Annotated in this window: 17 protein-coding genes; 14 read left to right on the forward strand and 3 right to left on the reverse strand. The window is 64.9% G+C overall.

Annotation, left to right across the window (positions count from 1 at the left end):
• Positions 1–9 precede the first annotated feature (9 nt).
• Positions 10–789 carry an enoyl-CoA hydratase gene (locus PY310_RS08975; protein ID WP_275214039.1) on the forward strand — a complete coding sequence of 260 codons (780 nt, stop codon included), beginning with the start codon at positions 10–12 and terminating at the stop codon, positions 787–789.
• A 2-nt stretch (positions 790–791) separates the two neighbouring features.
• Here PY310_RS08975 and PY310_RS08980 read toward each other — a convergent pair whose 3' ends face one another.
• The 3 genes from PY310_RS08980 to PY310_RS08990 all read right to left on the reverse strand — a co-directional run bounded on the left by PY310_RS08980 (position 792) and on the right by PY310_RS08990 (position 3321).
• Positions 792–1298, reverse strand: a complete 507-nt coding sequence (locus tag PY310_RS08980) for a MarR family winged helix-turn-helix transcriptional regulator (RefSeq protein WP_275214040.1) — start codon at positions 1296–1298, stop codon at positions 792–794.
• A gap of 92 nt (positions 1299–1390) precedes the next feature.
• The gene (gene nadE, locus PY310_RS08985; RefSeq protein ID WP_275214041.1) at positions 1391–2212 is read right to left on the reverse strand and encodes an ammonia-dependent NAD(+) synthetase; all 822 of its coding nucleotides are present in this window, start codon (positions 2210–2212) and stop codon (positions 1391–1393) included.
• A gap of 92 nt (positions 2213–2304) precedes the next feature.
• Positions 2305–3321 carry a LacI family DNA-binding transcriptional regulator gene (locus PY310_RS08990; RefSeq protein WP_275214143.1) on the reverse strand — a complete coding sequence of 339 codons (1017 nt, stop codon included), beginning with the start codon at positions 3319–3321 and terminating at the stop codon, positions 2305–2307.
• 215 nt (positions 3322–3536) lie between these two features.
• On the opposite strand from PY310_RS08990, the gene PY310_RS08995 reads away from it, so the two are divergent.
• The 13 genes from PY310_RS08995 to manD all read left to right on the forward strand — a co-directional run bounded on the left by PY310_RS08995 (position 3537) and on the right by manD (position 20193).
• Positions 3537–4397 carry a sugar phosphate isomerase/epimerase family protein gene (locus tag PY310_RS08995; protein ID WP_275214042.1) on the forward strand — a complete coding sequence of 287 codons (861 nt, stop codon included), beginning with the start codon at positions 3537–3539 and terminating at the stop codon, positions 4395–4397.
• On the forward strand, positions 4394–5407 hold the full coding sequence (locus tag PY310_RS09000) for a Gfo/Idh/MocA family protein (protein WP_275214043.1): 1014 nt from the start codon (positions 4394–4396) through the stop codon (positions 5405–5407). Before PY310_RS08995 ends, PY310_RS09000 begins: the two co-directional genes overlap by 4 nt.
• Before the next feature lie 217 nt (positions 5408–5624).
• On the forward strand, positions 5625–7151 hold the full coding sequence (locus PY310_RS09005) for an ABC transporter substrate-binding protein (RefSeq protein WP_275214044.1): 1527 nt from the start codon (positions 5625–5627) through the stop codon (positions 7149–7151).
• Positions 7152–7253: 102 nt separating this feature from the next.
• Complete coding sequence (locus PY310_RS09010; protein WP_275214045.1) at positions 7254–8195, forward strand: ABC transporter permease; 942 nt, start codon at positions 7254–7256, stop codon at positions 8193–8195.
• Entirely contained in the window at positions 8192–10057 is a 1866-nt protein-coding gene (locus PY310_RS09015; protein WP_275214046.1) for a dipeptide/oligopeptide/nickel ABC transporter permease/ATP-binding protein, read from the forward strand. The genes PY310_RS09010 and PY310_RS09015 overlap by 4 nt, the downstream gene beginning before the upstream one ends.
• Positions 10054–10959, forward strand: coding sequence for an ATP-binding cassette domain-containing protein (locus PY310_RS09020; protein WP_275214047.1), 906 nt, complete (start codon positions 10054–10056; stop codon positions 10957–10959). Before PY310_RS09015 ends, PY310_RS09020 begins: the two co-directional genes overlap by 4 nt.
• A gap of 49 nt (positions 10960–11008) precedes the next feature.
• Entirely contained in the window at positions 11009–11878 is an 870-nt protein-coding gene (locus PY310_RS09025) for a sugar phosphate isomerase/epimerase family protein (RefSeq protein WP_275214048.1), read from the forward strand.
• A 43-nt stretch (positions 11879–11921) separates the two neighbouring features.
• On the forward strand, positions 11922–13088 hold the full coding sequence (locus PY310_RS09030; RefSeq protein ID WP_275214049.1) for a Gfo/Idh/MocA family protein: 1167 nt from the start codon (positions 11922–11924) through the stop codon (positions 13086–13088).
• 107 nt (positions 13089–13195) lie between these two features.
• Positions 13196–14254: a LacI family DNA-binding transcriptional regulator gene (locus PY310_RS09035; protein WP_275214050.1), complete on the forward strand. Its 1059-nt coding sequence runs from the start codon at positions 13196–13198 to the stop codon at positions 14252–14254.
• Between the two features lie 84 nt (positions 14255–14338).
• Complete coding sequence (gene uxaC / locus PY310_RS09040; RefSeq protein ID WP_275214051.1) at positions 14339–15745, forward strand: glucuronate isomerase; 1407 nt, start codon at positions 14339–14341, stop codon at positions 15743–15745.
• Between the two features lie 107 nt (positions 15746–15852).
• A complete protein-coding gene (locus PY310_RS09045) occupies positions 15853–17226 on the forward strand; it encodes a mannitol dehydrogenase family protein (protein WP_275214144.1) in 1374 nt (457 codons plus the stop codon).
• A 274-nt stretch (positions 17227–17500) separates the two neighbouring features.
• The gene (uidB, locus tag PY310_RS09050; RefSeq protein WP_275214052.1) at positions 17501–18919 is read left to right on the forward strand and encodes a glucuronide transporter; all 1419 of its coding nucleotides are present in this window, start codon (positions 17501–17503) and stop codon (positions 18917–18919) included.
• A gap of 44 nt (positions 18920–18963) precedes the next feature.
• Complete coding sequence (manD, locus tag PY310_RS09055; protein ID WP_275214053.1) at positions 18964–20193, forward strand: D-mannonate dehydratase ManD; 1230 nt, start codon at positions 18964–18966, stop codon at positions 20191–20193.
• The last annotated feature ends 27 nt before the right edge of the window (positions 20194–20220 follow it).

The raw sequence follows: 20220 nt of genomic DNA on the forward strand, positions 1-20220 counted from the left end.
GGGCACAGGTTGGCGCAGCAGTTCGAGAACATTCTGGTGGAACACCGCGGCCGGGTGGGTCTGGTGACCCTGAACCGTCCGCAGGCGCTTAACGCGCTGAACAAGGCCACGATGGAGGAGGTTGTGGCCGCCGTCACCGCCATGGACGCCGATCCCGCCGTGGGGGCGGTGGTGATTACGGGCTCGGAGAAGGCCTTCGCCGCAGGGGCGGACATCAAGGAAATGTCCTCGAAGGGCTACGTGGACATGTATGCCGAAGACTGGTTCCGGGAATGGGAAAGCCTGACCCGGCTGCGCATTCCGGTCGTGGCGGCGGTGTCCGGCTTCGCCCTGGGCGGCGGCTGCGAACTGGCGATGATGTGCGACATCATCATCGCCGGCGACAACGCGAAATTCGGCCAGCCCGAGATCAACCTTGGCGTCATCCCCGGGATGGGCGGTTCGCAGCGGCTGACCCATGCGGTGGGCAAGGCCAAGGCCATGGACATGGTCCTCACCGGACGGATGATGGACGCCGCCGAGGCAGAGCGTGCCGGACTGGTTTCACGCGTGGTGCCGGCAGCATCGGTGGTGGAGGAAGCGGTAAAAGCCGCCGAGGTGATTGCGTCCAAGTCCAAGCCGGCAGCAATGCTGGCAAAGGAAGCCGTGAATGCCGCCTTTGAGCTGGGCCTCACGCAGGGTGTGCTGTTTGAGCGCCGGATGTTCCACTCGCTGTTCGCCACGGAGGACCAGAAGGAAGGCATGGCGGCGTTCAGCGAAAAGCGCCAGCCGGAGTTCAAACACCGCTGAAATCAGTCCGTGAAGTCGCCGGCGGCTTTGCGGAAGTTGCCCAGCACGCGGAGCAGGTGGTCCACGTCGTCGTCCGCGAACCCGGACTTGCCGAAAACTTCGGCGTTGAGCGCCGCCGTCGCCCGTTTGGCCAGGGTGCGGCCTGCCGCGGTGAGCTCGATCAGCGTGGTCCGTCCGTCCGTGGGATGCGGGGACCGCGCCACCAGGCCGGCCTGCTCCAAACGGTCGACGGCGTTGGTCACCGAGGTGGGATGTACCTGCAGCAGGGCGCTGGCTTTGTTCATGGGCAGCGCGCCGCTGCGGGCGAAGCTCAGGAGCGCGAGCAGTTCATAGCGTGCGAACGTCAGTCCGAACGGCTTGAGTACCGTCTCGATCCGGCCCAGGAGGATCTGCTGGGTCCGCATAATGGCGGTGATGGCTGCCATGGGTGCGGCCACATCGCCCCAGCCGTGGCGTTCCCAGTTCTGCCGGGCCTCGGCGATGGGATCGCGGGGGAGCGGGCTGCCCACGGTACCTCCTGACATTGCTGGGCCTACGGCCGCGTCATGTGTCTCACCAGCAATATACTAGGACTTCCAAGGGTATGGAAGGTGCCGCGGGGCTACTTCCACCAGGTGTCGAAGATGGTGACCGGGACGGTGCGCTTGTGCCGGGTCCGCAGGTACTTCTGTTCAATCAGTTCGGCCGCGGCTTCCGGGATCTCCCGGCCCTCAAGGTAATCGTCAATCTGGTCGTAGGAGATACCCAGTTCGTCCTCGTCGGTGCGGCCCGGCTTGTCGTCGAGAAGGTCCGCCGTCGGCACCTTCTCCCAGACCCGGGCGGGGGCGCCCAGCTCAGCCAGGAGTTCGCGGTTCTGGCGTTTGTTCAGGCCGAACAGGGGCAGGATGTCCGCGCCGCCGTCGCCGTACTTGGTGAAGAACCCCGTGACGGACTCGGCGCCGTGATCCGTGCCGATCACCAAGTAATTGTGTTCGCCGGCGAGGGCGTACTGGGCGATCATGCGGGTCCGCGCCTTGGTGTTTCCTTTGTGGAAGTCCGATATCTCGGAGCCCACGGTCTTCTCGAATTCGTCCTCGAAGCCATCCACCGCGGCGGAGATGTTAAAGGTCCACTCTGTTTTGGGCTGGATGAAGTCCAGGGCCGCCTGCGCATCGTCTTCATCGTGCTGGACGCCGTACGGCAGACGGACCGCGACGAAGTTCGCCTCCACACCCTCAGCCTCAAGCTCCTCCACGGCCAGCTGGGCCAGCCGCCCGGCGAGGGACGAATCCAGCCCGCCCGAGATGCCCAGCACAAAGCCCTTTGTCTGGGTTGCCCGGAGGTACTCCTTCAGGAAATCCACCCGCTTGCGCACCTCCCCGGCAGGATCGATCCGGGGCTGCACGCCCATTTCTTCAATGATGGTGGCCTGGAGTTCGCGCATGTCATCCAGCCTAGTCAGCGGTGTCAACAACGCTCAACTGTGTCCCTGCGTCGGTGGCGTGTCGCAAGGCCGGCCTTCCCGGGATCACGGGGTTACACAGGCTGCGGCGCCGGTCCGGTGGAGCCGCGCACCGTGAGGTGGGTGGGCATCAGGGAACGGCTGCGGCTGCCGCCGCCGGCCAAAGGGTTCAGCTGGGCCAGCAGCATGGACACGGAGACGCGGCCTGCCTGCTCGATCGGGGAGGCCATGGTGGTCAGCGGCGGATTGCAGAAGTCTGCCCCGAAGATGTCATCACAGCCCACCACGCTCATGTCTTCGGGCACGCGGATGCCGCGTTCACGCAGCCGCTGGAGCATGCCGATGGCAATGAGGTCGTTGAAGGCGATGCACGCCGTGACCCCCGAGTGCACCGCGGCGTCGGCAGCTGCAGCACCCGATTGGGTCTTGGGGGCAAAGGGACCGAGCCGGCGCACTTCAACCCCGCGGTCCTCGGCCGCAGTGGCGAGCGCATTCCAGCGCAAAGTACTCGACTGTGACGTGAGGGGGCCGGCCATGTAGGCAATGCGGGTGTGGCCGAGCGAGATCAGGTGGTCCAGGGCCTGGCTGGTGGCCGAGGGCGTGTCAATGACCACCGCCGGCACCCCCGCCACATCCCGGTTGATGGTAACGATGGGAATCTTCGCGGCGGCCGCCAGCAGCGCCTCGTCACTGAGCCTTGATGCCGTCACAATGATGCCGTCGGCACTCTTGCGCAGCTGCTCCATGCTGCTGGCTTCAACCTCGTCGGACTCCTCGGTATCCACCAGCAGCTGGGTGTAGCCCGCCGCTTTGAGTTGAAGCTGGGTGCCCCTGATCAGGTCGAAGTAGAACGGATTGGTGATGTCCGGTACCAGGACGCCCACGGCGCCCGTCCGTCCCGAGCTCAGGGCTTTCGCCTGGCTGTTGGGAGTGTAGTTCAGCTCCGCGGCCGCCGCTTCGATGCGTGCGCGGGTACGGATGTTGACCCGGTCCGGGGTGGAAAGTGCGCGTGAAACAGTGGACGCGGCCACTCCGCACATGGCGGCGATGTCATGAATGGTGGCAGGACGCTCTGTTCCGGCTGTTTGCATCGCCATGGCGTTCCTCTCTGAACGGGACAATACGGGCACTGTGACCATAGCCACAGCCCTGATGCTCCTAGATTGCCACAGGATGTCAACATTTGGCAATCGGTTGTCATCGAATGTGCCGGTGTCTAGACTTAGTGCAGAAACTTTGTGAACCAAGTCACCCGCGCCGGCGCGGCTCCAAGCCGTCCGGCCGTGGCAAACCTAAGGAGATCCCCGTGTCCGCACCATCCAGCGCAGCATCACCCACCGCCTGGCAGCTCTCCGGCTTCGGCGACGAAGTGGATCCCGATCCGGCGGTCCAGGCCGCAGTCATGCTGGCCCTGGGCGCCAGCCATATTGAGGTCCGCAGCGCCTGGGGCGTGAACGTCTCCGAACTCACGCCGGAGCAGGTGACCGAGCTCAAGGGAATCCTCGACGCCAAGGGACTGAAGGTGTCCGCGGTGGCCAGCCCCATCGGCAAGGTGGACATCAGCCTGCCCGTGGAGCACGAGGTGGAGCGCCTGCGCCGGATCATCTCCGTGGCCAGGGGCCTGGACACCAAATACATCCGCATCTTCTCCTTCTACCGGGGTGAAACCCAGACGCCGGAAGAGATCCGCGACGACGTCATCACCCGCATGCGGGCCCTCGCCGCCGAAGCCGAAAGTGCCGGCGTCGTCCTCCTGCACGAGAACGAAAAGGACATCTACGGCGACACGCCGGAGCGCGTCCTGGACATCATGGAATCGGTGGGTTCCCCGGCCCTGCGTGTTGCCTGGGACAACGCCAACTTCGTCCAGGTGGGCGTCCGCCCGTACACCGACGGTTACGCCATGCTCCGCCCCTACCTTGAGTACCTGCAGGTCAAGGACGCCATTATGGCCACGGGCGAGGTTGTGCCCTCCGGCGAAGGCGACGGCGAACTGGACGCCACCATCGCAGCCCTCAAGGCAGACGGCTATGCTGGCTTCGCCTCGCTGGAGCCGCACCTGGCCATCCAGCATGAGCTGGGCGGCTTCTCCGGACCGGTTGCCTTCGGCGTCGCCGCACGCGCCTTCGCCACCCTCGCGGCCAAGAACGGAATCGAACTTTCGTGACGGCACTCAAGGCTGCGGTCATCGGCTGCGGGGACGTTTCCGCGGTTCACTTCGAAGCCATCGCAAAGCTCGACGGCGCCCGGCTGGCCGCGGTGTGCGACACCGACCCCGGCCGTCTCGCCGCCGCCGTGGCCGCCCACGGCGTGCCGGGATTCTCCGACCACGCCAGCCTCATTGATGCCGTGGGGCCGGACGTTGTGCACATCACCACCCCGCACAACACGCATGCCGCGATTGCAGCGGACTGCCTCGGCCGGGGCGTCAACGTCATTGTGGAGAAGCCGCTGGCACACACCCTTGAAGAGGGGCGCCGGCTGGTGGCGGCTGCCAAGGCAAGCGACGCCAAGATTGCCGTCTGCTTCCAGAACCGCTACAACGCCACCGCCCAGGCCATGCACGCCCTGCTCTCCTCCGGTGAGCTTGGCGCGGTAGTGGGCGCTTCGGCCACCGTGATGTGGCACCGCGACGCCGACTACTACCGCAGCCGGCCCTGGCGTGGCACCTGGGCGGGCGGCGGCGGCGGCCTCATGATGAACCAGGCCATCCACACGGTGGACCTGCTGCAGTGGCTGGTGGGCGATGTCGTCTCCCTGTCCGGCCATGCGGCCACGAGGTTCCTGGCCGACACCATTGAAGTGGAGGACACGGCGGAATTCGTGGCAGAGCATGCCAACGGCGTCCGCAGTGCCTTCTATGCCACGCTGGCCAACGCCGTGAACGCGCCCGTCACGCTGGATATCGTCACGGAAAAAGCCACACTCAGCCTGCGCGGGGACCTGACCGTCTCCCACGCGGACGGCCGCGTTGACGTGGTGCCCGAGCGTGTGGTGGAGTCCGGCGGACGTGCCTATTGGGGCGTTTCACACGAGCTGCTCATCGCCGACTTCTACAGCAGGCTCGGTGAAGCGGGGCACTTCTGGATAGACCCGGAAGAGGCAGAAAAGTCCCTGCGGATCGTCAAGGAAATCTACCGGCAGAGCTATCCGGACGCCCTGGATAAGGTCTCCTAACGGGCGGTCCCGGCAGCTGCACCGTAGTCAGGGCAACCGATTGTAGGTTGCCTTTACGTGCATCCTGACTCCTTAAATTTCCAATCGTGCAACATTAGTGACAATCGGTTGCCAAACGTGGCAATCATGCGTACTCTGAATCTCGCAAGGTCGGTGTGGTCCAGGCCACACCGATCGGATTCGTCTCTCTCACGTTCCACAGATTCAGGAGCCAACAATGAAGTTAGGTCCCAAGGCGGCAGCAGCCGCTCTTATCGTCAGTGCAGCACTGGCGCTGACCGCCTGCGGAGGCGGCGCCACGGGCGCCAACCCGGCCGCAGCCAAGACGACCACCCTGACGCTGGGCACCGTCCAGGAAATCCGTTCCTGGGACCCGGCGCAGGCTCACGTGGGCCACATTCTCCAGCCTTACCAGGCAGCGTATGACTCCCTGCTCCTGAGGCAGCCGGACGGCAAGCTGAGCCCCATGCTGGCCACCGCGTGGAAGTACAACGACACCAACACCAAGCTCACCCTGGACCTCCGCACGGACGTGACGTTCAGCGATGGAGCCAAGTTCGACGCCGAAGCCGCCAAAGCCAACCTGGACCACTTCAAGACGGCCAACGGCCCGCAGATGGCCCAGCTGACCGCTGTCACCGGCGTCACGGTGGTTGATGCCGACACGATCGAGCTCAACCTCACCACCCCGGACCCCTCGCTGGAGTTCTACCTGAGCCAGGCTGCCGGCCTGATGGGCAGCCCCAAGGCCCTCGGCACCGAAGCCATTAAGACCGAACCAGTGGGCTCCGGCCCCTACGTCATGGACAAGGCCGCCACGGTCAAGGACTCCCAGTCCGTGTTCACCGCACGCAAGGATTACTGGAACAAGGACCTCCAGAAGTTCCAGAAAGTCACCTTCAAGACCCTGACCGACCTGACTGCCCGCACCAACGCCCTCGTCTCGGGCCAGGTGGATGCCACACTGCTGGACCCCAAGACGGGCAAGCAGGCCGAGGGCGCCAAGATGACCCTCGCCGCGAACCAGGTCGACTGGCAGGGACTGCTGCTGATGGACCGCGACGGTGCCAAAAACGCCCCGCTCGGCAACGTGAAGGTCCGCCAGGCCATCAACTACGCGTTCGACCGCAAGACCATCCTTGAGCAGGTCCTGCTGGGCCAGGGCACACCAACCTCGCAGCCTTTCGGCAAGGAAAGCGGAGCCTGGACCGAGGAACTTGAAAACTACTACTCCTACGATCCGGCCAAGGCCAAGCAGCTCCTGAAGGAAGCGGGCTACGAAACCGGAGTGACGCTCGAAGTCCCCTCGGTTCCGGGCTTCGAAACCCAGCTCGCGGTCGTCAAGCAGCAGTTGGCTGACGTTGGGATCACGCTGAACGTAGGCTCTGCCCTTACCAACACCTTCACCTCGGACATCGCAGCACAGAAGTTCACCACCATGTACTTCTCGCTCTTCCAGGGCGAGCCGTGGGTGGCCATCAACCAGATCGTCTCCACCAAGGCGCTGTACAACGCGTTCAAGAACACCACCCCTGAACTGCAGGCCAAGATCGATGCCGTCCAGACCGGCGGCAAGGACGCGGGCAAGCTGGCCCAGGAAGTCAACAAGTACGTGGTGGAGCAGGCCTGGTTCGCACCCATGTTCCGCGTGAATCAGATGTATTACCACAACTCCAAGGTCACGGTGACGCCTCAGATTCAGCAGGCCGTTCCCTCGATCTACAACTACGCTCCCGCCTCCTAGCAGCGGGCCAGCAGCCTCAAACCGGCGCGGGTCCGGCGGTCCGCTTCACGGCGGGCCGCCGGACCGGGCACTCAATACCATGCCTGTTCAATGGAGCCAGCAATGATCCCCTTCATCCTCAAACGCCTCGGCAGCGGAGTCGTAGTGCTGCTTGCCGTCTCGATCCTCACCTTTTCCCTGCTCTACGTATCGAGCGGCAGCATCGCACGGAACATCCTGGGCGACCAGGCCACACCCGAGCAGCTGGCCGTCAAGGAAGCCGAGTTGGGGCTTGACCAGCCCATCATCACGCGTTACATCAGCTGGCTGACGGACGCCCTGGGCGGCAACCTGGGTGCCTCCTGGTTCACTTCCGAACCTGTTGCCAATGCCCTGGCCACCCGCATTCCCGTGACCATGACCATGGTGGTGGTGGCCATGATCCTCATCTCCATCATCGCTACCCTCATTGGCGTGGCCGCGGCCGTCAAGCGGGGATGGGTGGACCGTGTGGTCCAGATCGGTGCCATCATCGGCGACTCGATCCCCGGGTTCGTCATCGGCATCATCCTGGTGACCATCCTGGCCATCCAGATGGGCCTGTTCCCCGCCACCAGCACCATTGCACCCGGCGTGGACGCATCCACCTGGGTGTTGTCGCTGACCCTTCCGGTGATCGCCCTGCTCATCAACGGCGTTACCGGCGGTGCGCAGCAGATCCGCAGCGCCGTCATTAAGCAGCTCGAACGGGACTACGTCCGCACCCTGCGCAGCCGCGGCATCGGCGAGCGGGAGGTCCTGTTCAAGCACGTGCTCCGCAGCGCCGCTCCTGCCGGGCTGACCGTGCTGAGCCTCCAACTGATCGGCATGCTCGGTGGCGTCGTCATCCTCGAATCGATCTTTGCCCTGCCCGGCATGGGCCCCATGGCTGTCACCGCTACTATCCAGAGCGACCAGCCGGTGGTCATGGGCGTCGTTATGTACACCGTCGCCGTGGTGATTGTGGTCAACCTGATTGTTGACCTGCTCAACGGCTGGCTCAACCCGAAGGTGCGTGTCTCGTGACCGAGTCCGTCGAAACCTCAGCCCTCACGCCGCCCCCAGGCAGTCCCGTACCAGGAACGTCCGGTCAGACCGGCACCGTGGTCCGGTCCTCAGCCTTCAAACGCATCCTGAAGAACCCCTTGGGTGTGGTTGCCCTGGTCATCCTGCTGGGCGTGATCCTGCTCGCAGCGTTCGCAAATGTGCTCGCGCCGTTCGACCAGAACTTCGCCAACATCTCCAAAACACTGGCCGCCCCCGACGGGGTCAACATCCTCGGTACGGACAGCTCCGGCCGCGACGTCTGGAGCCGGCTCCTTTACGGAGCCCAGCTAACGCTCCTTTCGGCGCTTCTGTGCGCCGCCGTCGCCATCCTGATCGGCCTGCCCGCCGGCCTCGTGGCCGGCTACTATGCCGGAAAGTTCGAAGCGGTGGCCAACTGGATCGTGGGCATCCTGATGAGCCTTCCCGGCTTGATCGTGCTGATGACCATCCGTTCCGCCTTTGGCCCGTCGGTTTGGATTGCCATGATCGCTTTCGGCGTCCTGATCAGCCCGTCGTACTTCCGCCTGGTGCGCTCCGCCGTGCAGTCGGTACGCAACGAGCTTTATGTTGACGCAGCCCGCGTCTCCGGCCTTTCCGACGTCCGGATCATCAGCCGCCACATCTTCTCCGTGGTCCGTGCTCCGATCATCATCCAGACCGCAGCCATCACCGGCGTTGCCATTGCCATCCAGTCCGCGCTGGAATTCCTGGGGCTGGGCGACCCGGCCAAGGCCACCTGGGGAGTGATGCTGAGCGAAGGCTTCAAAAACGTCTACCTCACCCCGTCCCTGCTCTTCTGGCCAGCTTTCGCCATGGCCCTGACCATCGGAGCCCTGGTCCTGCTCGGCAACGCAGTCCGCGATGCCCTTGAAGACGGCGAGAAGATCAGGCACCGCAGGAAGAAAACGTACGCGGCCCGGGACGCGGCTGCCGCCAGCGCCGCCAAGGCAGCACGCAAGACCATTGCCGCCGTAGAGGCCGGCACGGAACACCACCTGGTCAAGGTGACCAACCTGGGCGTCGGCTATCCGCAGGCCGACGGTTCCATCAAGAAGGTGGTGGACGACGTTTCGTTCCACGTTGACCGCGGTGAAATCCTCGGCATCGTGGGCGAGTCCGGTTCGGGCAAGTCCCAGACCGCCTTCTCGATCCTGGGCCTGCTGCCGGACACTGCACGGATCGTGGCCGGTGCCATCCAGTTCGATGGCCAGTACACGGTGGCGCCGGGGGAGGACAAAGTCAACCAGAGCCGGCTGTCCAAGCTGCGCGGCAAGCGGATTTCGTACATTCCGCAGGAACCGATGAGCAACCTGGATCCGGCCTTCACCATCGGCTACCAACTGGTCACCCCCATGGTGCGGGTCCTCGGAATTTCCAAGGCGGAAGCCACCACCCGTGCCATGAAGCTGCTCTCGGACGTTGGCATCGTCAACCCCGAGCGGACATTCAAGGCCTACCCCCACGAGGTCTCCGGCGGCATGGCCCAGCGCGTGCTGATCGCCGGTGCCATCAGCTGCGAACCGGACCTCATCATCGCGGACGAGCCCACCACTGCCCTGGACGTGACGGTGCAGGCCGATGTGCTGGACCTCATCCGCGACCTCCAGCGCCGCCTTGGCGTCGGCGTCATCCTGGTGACCCACAACTTCGGTGTGGTGGCTGACCTGTGCGACCGCGTGGTGGTCATGCAGAACGGACGCCTGGTGGAGGAAGGCCCCGTCCGGGAGATCCTGCACGAACCGAAGGAACGCTACACCCAGACGCTGCTGGCTTCCATGCTCGAAGGCAAGGAACCGATGACCATGCTGGTGCCCTCAATGGCAAAGGAGAACGTGCTGTGACCGAAACTGTAGCCCTCAATGCCGCGGAGTCCGTCCCGGCACGCGACGGACTCCTGCGCGTGGAAAACCTGGTGGTGGATTATGCGGGCAAGGGCTTCCGGGCCCGGAAGTTCCGCGCCCTGACGGACATCGACATTCATATCGGCCAGGGTGAGACCCTGGGCCTGGTGGGGGAGTCCGGTTCGGGCAAAACCACCCTCGGCCGCGCGGTCCTGGGCCTGGCCCCGGTCAGCGGCGGCAGGATCACCTTCGAGGGCAAGGACATCAGCCATGCCAGCCGGAAGGAGCGCCGCGTCCTGAGCCGGGACATGCAGGTGGTCTTCCAGGACCCCTACACCTCGCTGAACCCGGCCCTGGAGATCGGCGAGATCCTCGCCGAGCCCCTGGGCGTGCAGGGCATGGAAGGCACAGCGGCCAGGAAGCGTGTGCAGGAACTGCTGGACCAGGTTGGCCTGCCCTCGGACGCCATCCACCGCCTGCCGCGTGAATTCAGCGGCGGCCAGCGCCAGCGCGTAGCGATTGCCCGTGCACTGGCGCTGTCTCCCAAGCTCATCGTCTGCGACGAACCGGTCAGTGCACTGGACCTTTCCACGCAGGCCCGCGTCCTGGATCTCTTCCTGCAGATCCAGAAGGACACCGGCGTTTCCTACCTGTTTGTCTCCCACGACCTTGACGTGGTCCGCCACATCAGCCACCGTGTGGCCGTGATGTACCGTGGAGAGATCGTGGAGCAGGGGCCGGCAGAGGTTGTCACACGCAGCCCCGAGCACCCCTACACGCAGCGACTGCTCCTCGCCTCCCCGGTGCCGGATCCGGACCGCCAGGAGAAGCGCCGCGCTGACCGCCACCGCCTGCTCGAAGAACAGCGGCAGCAGGCCGAACAGGCCGGCGTCCCCGCCTAGGCCGTCCCGCAACCAACTCAACAGCAGCAAACAACAATGGAGGGCTAACATGGCCACATCAGCCAAAATTGGCGTACAGGCAATGATGCTGAAGGACAGCTTCGCCGAAGCCGGGGCATTCGAAACGCTCCGCAAGGTCAGCGAAATCGGCTACAACGCCGTCGAGATCTCCCAGATCCCGATGACGCCGGAGAACGTGGCTGAGCTGGACCGGTCCCGCACCGAACTGGGCATGGACATCGCGGCACTGTCCGTGGCCATGGAGACCCCCAAGGGACGCCCGGGCGACTCGCTGGCGGAGCACTTCGACAAGATCGTTGAGGACGCCAAGCGGCTGGACTCCAAACTGCTGCGGATCGGCATGCTGCCGTTCTCGGCCATGACCTCAATCGGGGCGGTGGTTGACTTCGCCAAACAGGCCAACGACTACGCCGAACGCCTTCAGGAGCAGGGCCTGGGCCTGTATTACCACAACCACCACATCGAGTTCGCGAAGTTCGACGGCAAGTACATGCTGGACATCATCGCCGAGAACTCCCCGGCCATGGGCATGGAAATTGACGTGCACTGGGTCCAGCGCGGCGGCCTGGACCCGGTCCGCACCCTGGAAAAGTACGCCGGCCGCACGGCGATGGTGCACCTTAAGGACTACCGGATCGGGGTCATGCCGGAGTCCGCACTGGGGCTCCTGGATGCCGGGGATTTCGCCGGCTTTATGACCGAGTTCAAGAACGTTGTCCAGTTCGCCGAAGTAGGCGAGGGCAACCTTGACTTTGCCGCCATCATCCCGGCCGCGCAGGCCGCCGGCGCCGAGTACCTCCTGGTGGAACAGGACGAGCTCTACGGCCGCACCGTCTGGGAAGCGCTGCAGACCTCCTACGACAACCTCGTTGCGCTGGGCCAGTCCGAACTCTTCTAACCCCGTCCCCGACGACGCACCACAGAAAAAGGAGATTCAATTCATGAGCAAGAAAGTACGCCTCGGCATCATCGGCCTGGGCCAGCAGGGCGGCGCCTACGCCAAGTTCATCACGGACGGACTGGTCCCCAACATGGAGATCGGCGCCATCTGCGACATCGACCCGGCCAAGAAGGAGCTTGCAGCTTCCACCTACCCGGACGTGCCCTTCTACGAGGACTACATCACCATGCTGGAAAGTGGTGACGTGGACGCCGTCGTCACCTGCGTTCCGCACTTCCTGCACCCTGAGATGGGCATCGAGACGCTCAAGCGCAACATCCACGCCCTGGTGGAGAAGCCGGCCGGCGTGTACACCAAGCAGGTCAAGGAACTCAACGAGTTCGCTGCCACCAAGCCGGAGCTGACGTTCGGCATCATGTTCAACCAGCGCAACAACCCGCTGTACCAGAAGCTCAAGGAGATTGTGGCGAACGGCGAGATCGGCAAGATCCGCCGCACCAACTGGATCATCACCACCTGGTGGCGGCCGCAGGGCTACTACAACTCCAGTGCGTGGCGTGCAACGTGGGGCGGCGAGGGCGGCGGCGTCCTGGTCAACCAGGCACCGCACCAGCTGGACCTGTGGCAGTGGATCTGCGGCGTGCCCAAGTCGGTGTACGCGAAGGTGGCGTTCGGCTTCCGGCGCGACATCGCCGTCGAGGATGAAGTGACGGCAGTGGTGGACTACGGCGACGGCGCAACCGGCGTTTTCGTCACGGCCACACACGATCTGACCGGCACGGACCGCTTCGAAATCCTGGGCGACCAGGGCAAGATCGTGGTCGAAAACAGCAAGACGGCCACCGTCACCCGGCTGCACAAGCCCGAGCGCGAGCTCAGCGAAGGCATGGACATGGACGATGTCCGCAAGCTCTTTATGGGCGAGCTGAACCCGGAGCAGTACTACACCACCGAGGTCATCGAGTTTGAGTCCGCCTGGGGTGCCCAGCACTCCGGCGTGCTGGAGAACTTCGCCGCCAACATCCTGGACGGAACCCCCCTGCTGGCCCCGGGCTCGGACGGCATCAACGGTGTGCGGCTGGCCAACGCCATCCACCTCTCCGCCTGGACCGGCAAGGAAGTGGGACTGGACTTCGACGAAAACGAGTTCCTCGCGGAGCTCAACAAGCGCATCGCCGAAGAGGGCAAATTCCCGCAGCGCGCCTGACGCCGGGCTGAACAGCGGCACTTCGCGGCGGCTGCGTCCCGTTTTGGAACCTCAAAACGGGCCGCAGCCGCCGTCGCGTTAAGCGCTTTCATCGCTAAGATGGGCCGGTGACTGAACCCAAGACCCCGGATGCCGGCACCGCTGCCGGCGCGGCCAAAAAACACGGCCGGGACGGAAAATCCAACGCAACGATTTACGACATCGCGAGGATTGCCGGCGTCAACGCCTCCACGGTTTCACGGGCACTCAGCAAGCCCGGCCGGGTGAGTCCCAAAACTCAGAAGCTGATCGAGGATGCGGCCGCCGAGCTGAACTACCACGTGAACCCGTTTGCCCGCGCCCTTCCCACCGGGAAGACAAACACCTTCGGCCTGATCGTCGCGGACATCACCAACCCCACCTTCTTCGACATTATCCGCGGCGCGGAAACCACCGCGACGGACCGTGACTACACCCTGGTGCTTGCCGAATCGGCCGAGTCCCCGGCAACGGAACTGACCGCCGCCCGCCGCCTGATGGCCACCGTGGACGGCCTCATCCTGGCGAGCCCCCGCATGGACGACGACAATATCCGCGCCCTGGCCCGGGACAAGCCGGTAGTGGTCATCAACCGCGAAGTGGAGGGTGTGCCGTGCGTAGTGCCGGACGTGCACAAGGGGCTCAGCGAGGCAGTCCGCAGCCTGGCCGGGAACGGCCACCACAAGATCGCCTACGTTGCGGGGCCGCCGGAGTCCTGGATGTCCGAGCGGCGCTGGGAAGGCGTGCAGGCGGCCAGCGAATGGTCCCGGCTCGAGGCAGTCCGGCTGGAATCCACCAAACCAACGGTCGACGGCGGCCGGCAGACGGCGCGTGATGTCCGCGCCAGCGGTGCCACGGCAGTGCTGACATACAACGATCTTCTGGCGATTGGCCTCATGCAGGAACTCCAGGCCGCCGGGATATCGGTGCCGGACCAGATCAGCATCGTTGGCTTCGATGACATCTTCGGTGCGGACTTCACGACGCCGCCACTGACCACCGTGCGTTCGCCGCTGGGGGAGTGCGGCGCCGGCGCCGCCACCCGCCTCCTGGATCTGCTGCACGGAACCGGCGAACCGGCCGGCACCCTGAGTGTGGAGACGGAGCTTGTCCTCCGCGGTTCGAGCGGACGGATGCTGTCCGCCTGACCACCCGAGGGCGGCCGCAAGCTTCACTTGGCAATTTTTGGCAACCGGTTGACAAAAGCGGGGACCAGGCCGGATTATTGACCTATGTCACAGTCGATTGCTGCCAACCCAGACAGGCTCCTGCCCGCGGATCCAGGAACGCGCAGCATCGCGCGCGACCTTCTTCAGCGCGTCCAGGACCTCCCCATCATCTCCCCGCACGGCCACGTTGACGCTGCTGTCATCGAAAACAACACCTCCTTTCCTGATCCGGCGGCGCTGCTGGTCAGCCCGGACCACTACGTCACCCGGCTGATCCACGCCAGCGGCGTCCCCCTGGACAAGCTCCGCGCGGGCGGAACCAGCACGCCCGAATCAAGGGATATCTGGCGCACCTTCGTTGCAGCGTGGCCGCTTTTCGAGGGCACGGCGTCCGGCTACTGGCTGCGCACCCAGTTCGACAGCGTCTTCGAGCTGGGCGCAGACCTCGGCGAGATGTCCGCTGACGCAAGCTACGACGCCATTGCCGCCAAGCTGGTTGAGCCCGGGTTCCGTCCGCGCCAGCTTTTCAAGGACTTCAACATCGAGGTCCTGGCCACCACCGACGATCCACTGGACAACCTGGCCAGCCATAAGGCGATCGCCGAGGACCCGACCTTCGCCGGCCGGGTCCTGCCGACGTTCCGCCCGGACCAGTACCTGAACATCGCGCACCCCGCCTGGGGCGCCAACGTGGACCGGCTGATCGACGCCGCCGGCGACGGCGCCACCGGCTACAGCGCCTATATCACGGCCCTGGAGAACCGCCGCCGGTACTTCGTGGAGCACGGCGCCGTCTCCGCCGACCACGGCGTGGCCACCCCCGCCACGCTGAAGCTGGAGCGTGCCGAGGCTGAGCGGATCTTCGAACTCGCCCGGGCCGGGAAGGCCACTGCTGAGGACCGCAACACCTTCGAAGCCCACATGATGTACGAGATGGGCCGCATGTCGGTGGAGGACGGGCTGGTCATGACCATCCACCCGGGCTCCTTCCGCAACCACCACACGCCCACGTTCGAGGCATTCGGCGCCGACACCGGCCATGACATCCCATACGCCGTGAACTACACCGAGGCCATCCGCCCGCTGCTGCAGGACTTCGGCACGGCGAAGGACTTCCACCTGGTGCTGTTCACGCTGGACGAGACCGTGTTCTCCCGCGAACTCGCGCCCCTGGCGGGTTTCTACCCGTCCGTCTACCTTGGTGCACCGTGGTGGTTCCTGGACGCTCCCGATGCGATGCTGCGCTTCCGCTCCGCCGTCACGGAGACCACCGGGTTCTCCCGCTCCTCCGGCTTCATCGATGACACCCGCGCCTTCTGCTCCATCCCCGCCCGCCACGACGCATCCCGCCGGATCGAAGCCGCTTTCCTGGCCCGGCTCGTGGCCGAGCACCGTGTCAGTGAGGACCGTGCCCACGAAATTATCGTGGACATCGTCGATTCGTCCCCGCGAAGGGTATTCAAACTGTGACTACCGAACAGACCAGTCCCGACCAGACCAGTCCCGACCAGACCAGCACCGACCATGTCAGCCCCGACCAGGTCAGTTCAGCCGCCGGATCGAAAGACCTTCCGCAGCTGAACCGGACCCTCCACGCGGCCCCCAAGCCGCCGGTCCGGATCGTCCACCTCGGGCTCGGCGCCTTCCACCGCTCGCACCAGGCCTGGTTCACCAGCCAGGCCGGCGACGCCGCGGAGTGGGGCATCGCGGCCTTCACGGGACGCCGCCCGGACGCCGCCCTGGCACTTGCCGAGCAGGACGGACTCTTCACGCTGGTGGAGCGCGCTGACAGCGGCGACTCGTTCGCCGTCGTCGGAAGCATTGCCGAAGCGGTGGACGGCGCGGACGTGCCGCGGCTCGCCGAACTGGTTGCAGCACCCGCTACCGCCATGGTCACGCTGACCGTCACCGAAGCCGCGTACCGGCTCGGTGCCGACGGGCAGCTTGATGTCAACGCGTCCGACGTCGCGGCGGACCTTGAGCTGCTGAAGTCAGGCACCGGAAACCCGTCGACGCCGCTGGGCCGGTTGGTCTTTGCCCTCGCCGCCCGCCGGGCTGCCGGAACCGGACCCATGGCGGTGGTCTGCTGTGACAACCTCGCCAACAACGGCACCGTTGCCCACAACGCCGTGACCGGCCTCGCCGCTGCCTGGGACGCGGACCTCGCCGCCTGGATTGAGGCGAACGTCAGCTTTGTCAGCACGTCGGTGGACCGCATCACGCCGCGCACCACCGAAGCCGACATCGCCGCCGTCGAGGCCGCATGCGGGTACCACGACAACTCGCCGGTTGTTGCCGAACCTTTCACCAACTGGGTGCTCAGCGGGGACTTCCCGGCCGGGCGGCCGCGCTGGGAAGATGCCGGCGCGGTGTTCGTGGACCACATCGAGCCTTTCGAGAACCGCAAGCTGTGGCTCCTGAACGGCGCCCATTCCCTGCTGGCGTACGCCGGTCAGCTCCGCGGCCACACCACCGTGGCCGAAGCCCTGGCCGACGCGGAGTGCCGAAAGGCCGTGGAATCGTTCTGGGACGAGGCGGAGAGCAACCTGTCCGGCGCGGCAGCCGCCGGCGCCGACCTGCAGATTCCGGCCTACCGCGACGCCCTGCTGGCCCGGTTCAGCAATGCACGGATCGCCCACCACCTGGCCCAGATCGCGATGGACGGCAGTACCAAACTCCGGATGCGGGCGGTGCCGGTGCTGCTGGCCGAGCGCGCCCAAGGACGGTCCGGAGCTGCTGCCGCACTGATGATTGCCGCCTGGATGGACTTCACCGCAGCAGCCGAGGCGTTCCATGATCCGCTCGCGGCCGAGGTCTCGGCGGCCAACACGCTCGAAGGCGCCGAACGGGTTGGGGCCCTGCTGGCGCTCATTGATCCGGCCCTGGCTGCCGATGAGGCCGTGGTGGAGTTCGTTGCCGGCCTGCTCGGAACTTTCACCGCAGGCTCCTAGCCAGGAGTCCAACAGAATGGCTCTGCCCGGTCCGGAGTTACGGACCGGGCAGAGCTGTTTCTGCTGACTTGCAGTTTCATGAACTTTCAACAGAAATTTATGGCAACCGCTTGCCATTTGATTGCCAAGTGATTAGGATTACAACAACGAGTTACAGGCGGCGGCACTGCCGTCCCCCGTGGATTTCCGGTTGAGGCATGGCCGAGGGTTCACCGCTGCATAGCATTTCAAAATTCGCCGGCCCCCAAGGCGGCAAGGGTAAAGGAGCCCAATCATGAAAAAGCTAAACAAGCTCAGCATTGTCGGCTATGGCGCCGGTGATGCCGCAAACAACCTCGCCTTCACTACGGCCACCATGTTCCTGCTCGTGTATTACACGGATGTCGCCGGTATCTCCGCAGCGGCCGCCGGAACCCTGCTGCTTGTGGTCCGTTTGTTTGACGCCTTCGCTGACGTTTTCGCCGGCCGGATCGTGGACCGGACCTACAGCAAGCGCTTCGGCAAGTTCCGCCCCTTCATCATGTTCGGCTCCATTCCGCTGCTCCTGCTGAGCATGGCAGTCTTTTCCGTCCCGCAGATCGGTGAATCCGGCGCCCTGCTGTACGCGTATGTCACCTACGCCGCCCTTGGCCTGGCCTACAGCCTCGTAAACATTCCCTATGGTTCGCTGGCGGGCGCCATGACCCAGGATCCGGGTGAGCGCGCCAAACTCGGCTCGGCCCGCATGGTGGGTGCCCTGCTGGTCAGTTCCGGCCTGGGCATCTTCGTGGCACCGCTGATCAAGCCCGGCGCCGACCTCCAGACCACGTTCACCACCATCACCCTGGTCTTTGTCGTGATCGGTACGGCGCTTTACTTCTTCACGGCACTGACCGCCAAGGAACGCGTCCACCGCGAGGTCCCCAACGTGACCCTCAAGCAGAGCCTGGACACGCTCAAGACCAACAAGCCCCTGCTGATGCTGTGCCTGAGCTCCTTCTTCTTCCTCACCGGCTACCTGGCCCTCACGTCCGTGCAGCTGTACTACCTGCGCGACGTCCTGGGCCGGCTGGACCTTTACCCCGTCCTGTCCATCATTCAGCTGGCCCTGACCTTCGTGCTCGCCGCGTTCATGCCCAAACTGGTCCGCAATGTCGGCAAAAAGCGCGTCTACATCTACTCCTCGCTCATCAGCGTGGCAGGCGGCGCGATCATCTTCTTCACCCCGGCCAGCCAGGTCTGGCTCGGCTTCAGCGGCCTGGTCATCAGCGTGGTGGGCGTCCTGGCGGTCAACATCGTGGTCTGGGCCCTGGAAGCGGACACCGTGGAATACGGCGAATGGAAGACCGGCGTCCGCACCGAGGGCATCACCTACGCACTGTTCTCCTTCACCCGTAAGTCCGGCCAGGCCGTGGGAGGCGCCCTCGCCGCCTACGCCCTCGCCCTGGGCGGCTACAAGTCCGGCGGCGCGACGCAGACTGCCGATGCCGTGTTCGGCATCCAGATTGCTGCCGGTGCGCTCCCGGCCGTATTGACTATCCTTGCGGTACTGGTCATGACCAAGTACACCCTCACTGACGCCAAGCACGCGGAAATCCTCCAGGAAATCCAGTCCCGCCGCACCAAAACGGCATCTGCCGGCACTCCGGCCGACGCCGGCCAGCCGGCCGATGCTGCCACCCCAGCCCACGCCGGCACGCCCGCCGGCCGATAACTCCACCCACGACCAACTACCTGTTGTCCCCGAAAGGATCTGCCGTGAAAATCATTGCCGCTGAGGTGTTCGTGACAAGCCCGTCGCGTAACTTCGTGACCCTGCGCATCACAACGGACGATGGAGTCACCGGCATCGGTGACGCCACGCTGAACGGCCGCGAACTGGCTGTCGCCGCCTACCTCAAGGAGCATGTTGCACAGCTGCTGATCGGCAAGGATCCGCACAAGATCGAGGACACCTGGCAGTTCCTGTACCGCAGCTCGTACTGGCGCCGCGGCCCGGTCACCATGGCGGCCATCGCCGCCGTGGACATGGCCCTGTGGGACATTAAGGGCAAGATGGCCAACATGCCCGTCTACCAGCTCCTCGGCGGTGCCTCACGCAACGGCCTGCGCGCCTACGGCCACGCATCCGGCTCGGACATCGAGTCGCTGTTCGACTCCGTCCGCGAGCACCTGGAACTGGGCTACAAGTCCGTCCGCATCCAGACCGCCGTCCCCGGCATCAAGGCCGTCTACGGTGTTGCTGCGCAGGCACAAGCCTCAGGTGAACGCTACGACTACGAGCCCGCCGGCCGCGGTGCCTTCCCGGTGGAAGAGGATTGGGACACCCGCGCCTACCTGCGCCACCTGCCCACCGTTTTCGAAGCCGTGCGCAACGAGTTCGGCGCGGAACTGCCGCTCCTGCACGACGGCCACCACCGCATGACCCCCATCCAGGCCGCCAAGCTCGGCAAGGCCCTGGAACCGTACGACCTCTTCTGGCTCGAGGACTGCACCCCGGCCGAAAACCAGGAAGCCCTTCGCCTGGTCCGCCAGCACACCACCACCCCGCTGGCCATCGGTGAAATCTTCAACACCGTGTATGACTACCAGACCATCATCAAGGAACAGCTTATTGACTACGTCCGCGCAGCCTCCACCCACTTCGGCGGCATCTCCCCGCTGAAGAAGGTCATGGACTTCGCGGCCCAGTACCAGATCAAGTCAGGCTTCCACGGCCCCACGGACATCTCCCCGGTGGGCTTCGCGGCCCAGCTCCACGTGGGCCTGGCCATCCACAACTACGGCATCCAGGAATACATGCAGCACTCGGACAAGACCAACGAGGTCTTCGAACAGTCCATGACATTCGTTGACGGCTACCTGCACCCGGGCGACAAGCCCGGCATCGGCGTCGAATTCAACGAGGAAGCCGCAGCGGCCTACCCGTACCAGCAGGCCTACCTGCCATACAACCGCCTGGTTGACGGCACTGTGCATGACTGGTGAGGCACCCGTGGTGATCAGCAACAACAC

Source organism: Pseudarthrobacter naphthalenicus (genome assembly GCF_029076445.1).
GTDB lineage: Bacteria > Actinomycetota > Actinomycetes > Actinomycetales > Micrococcaceae > Arthrobacter > Arthrobacter naphthalenicus.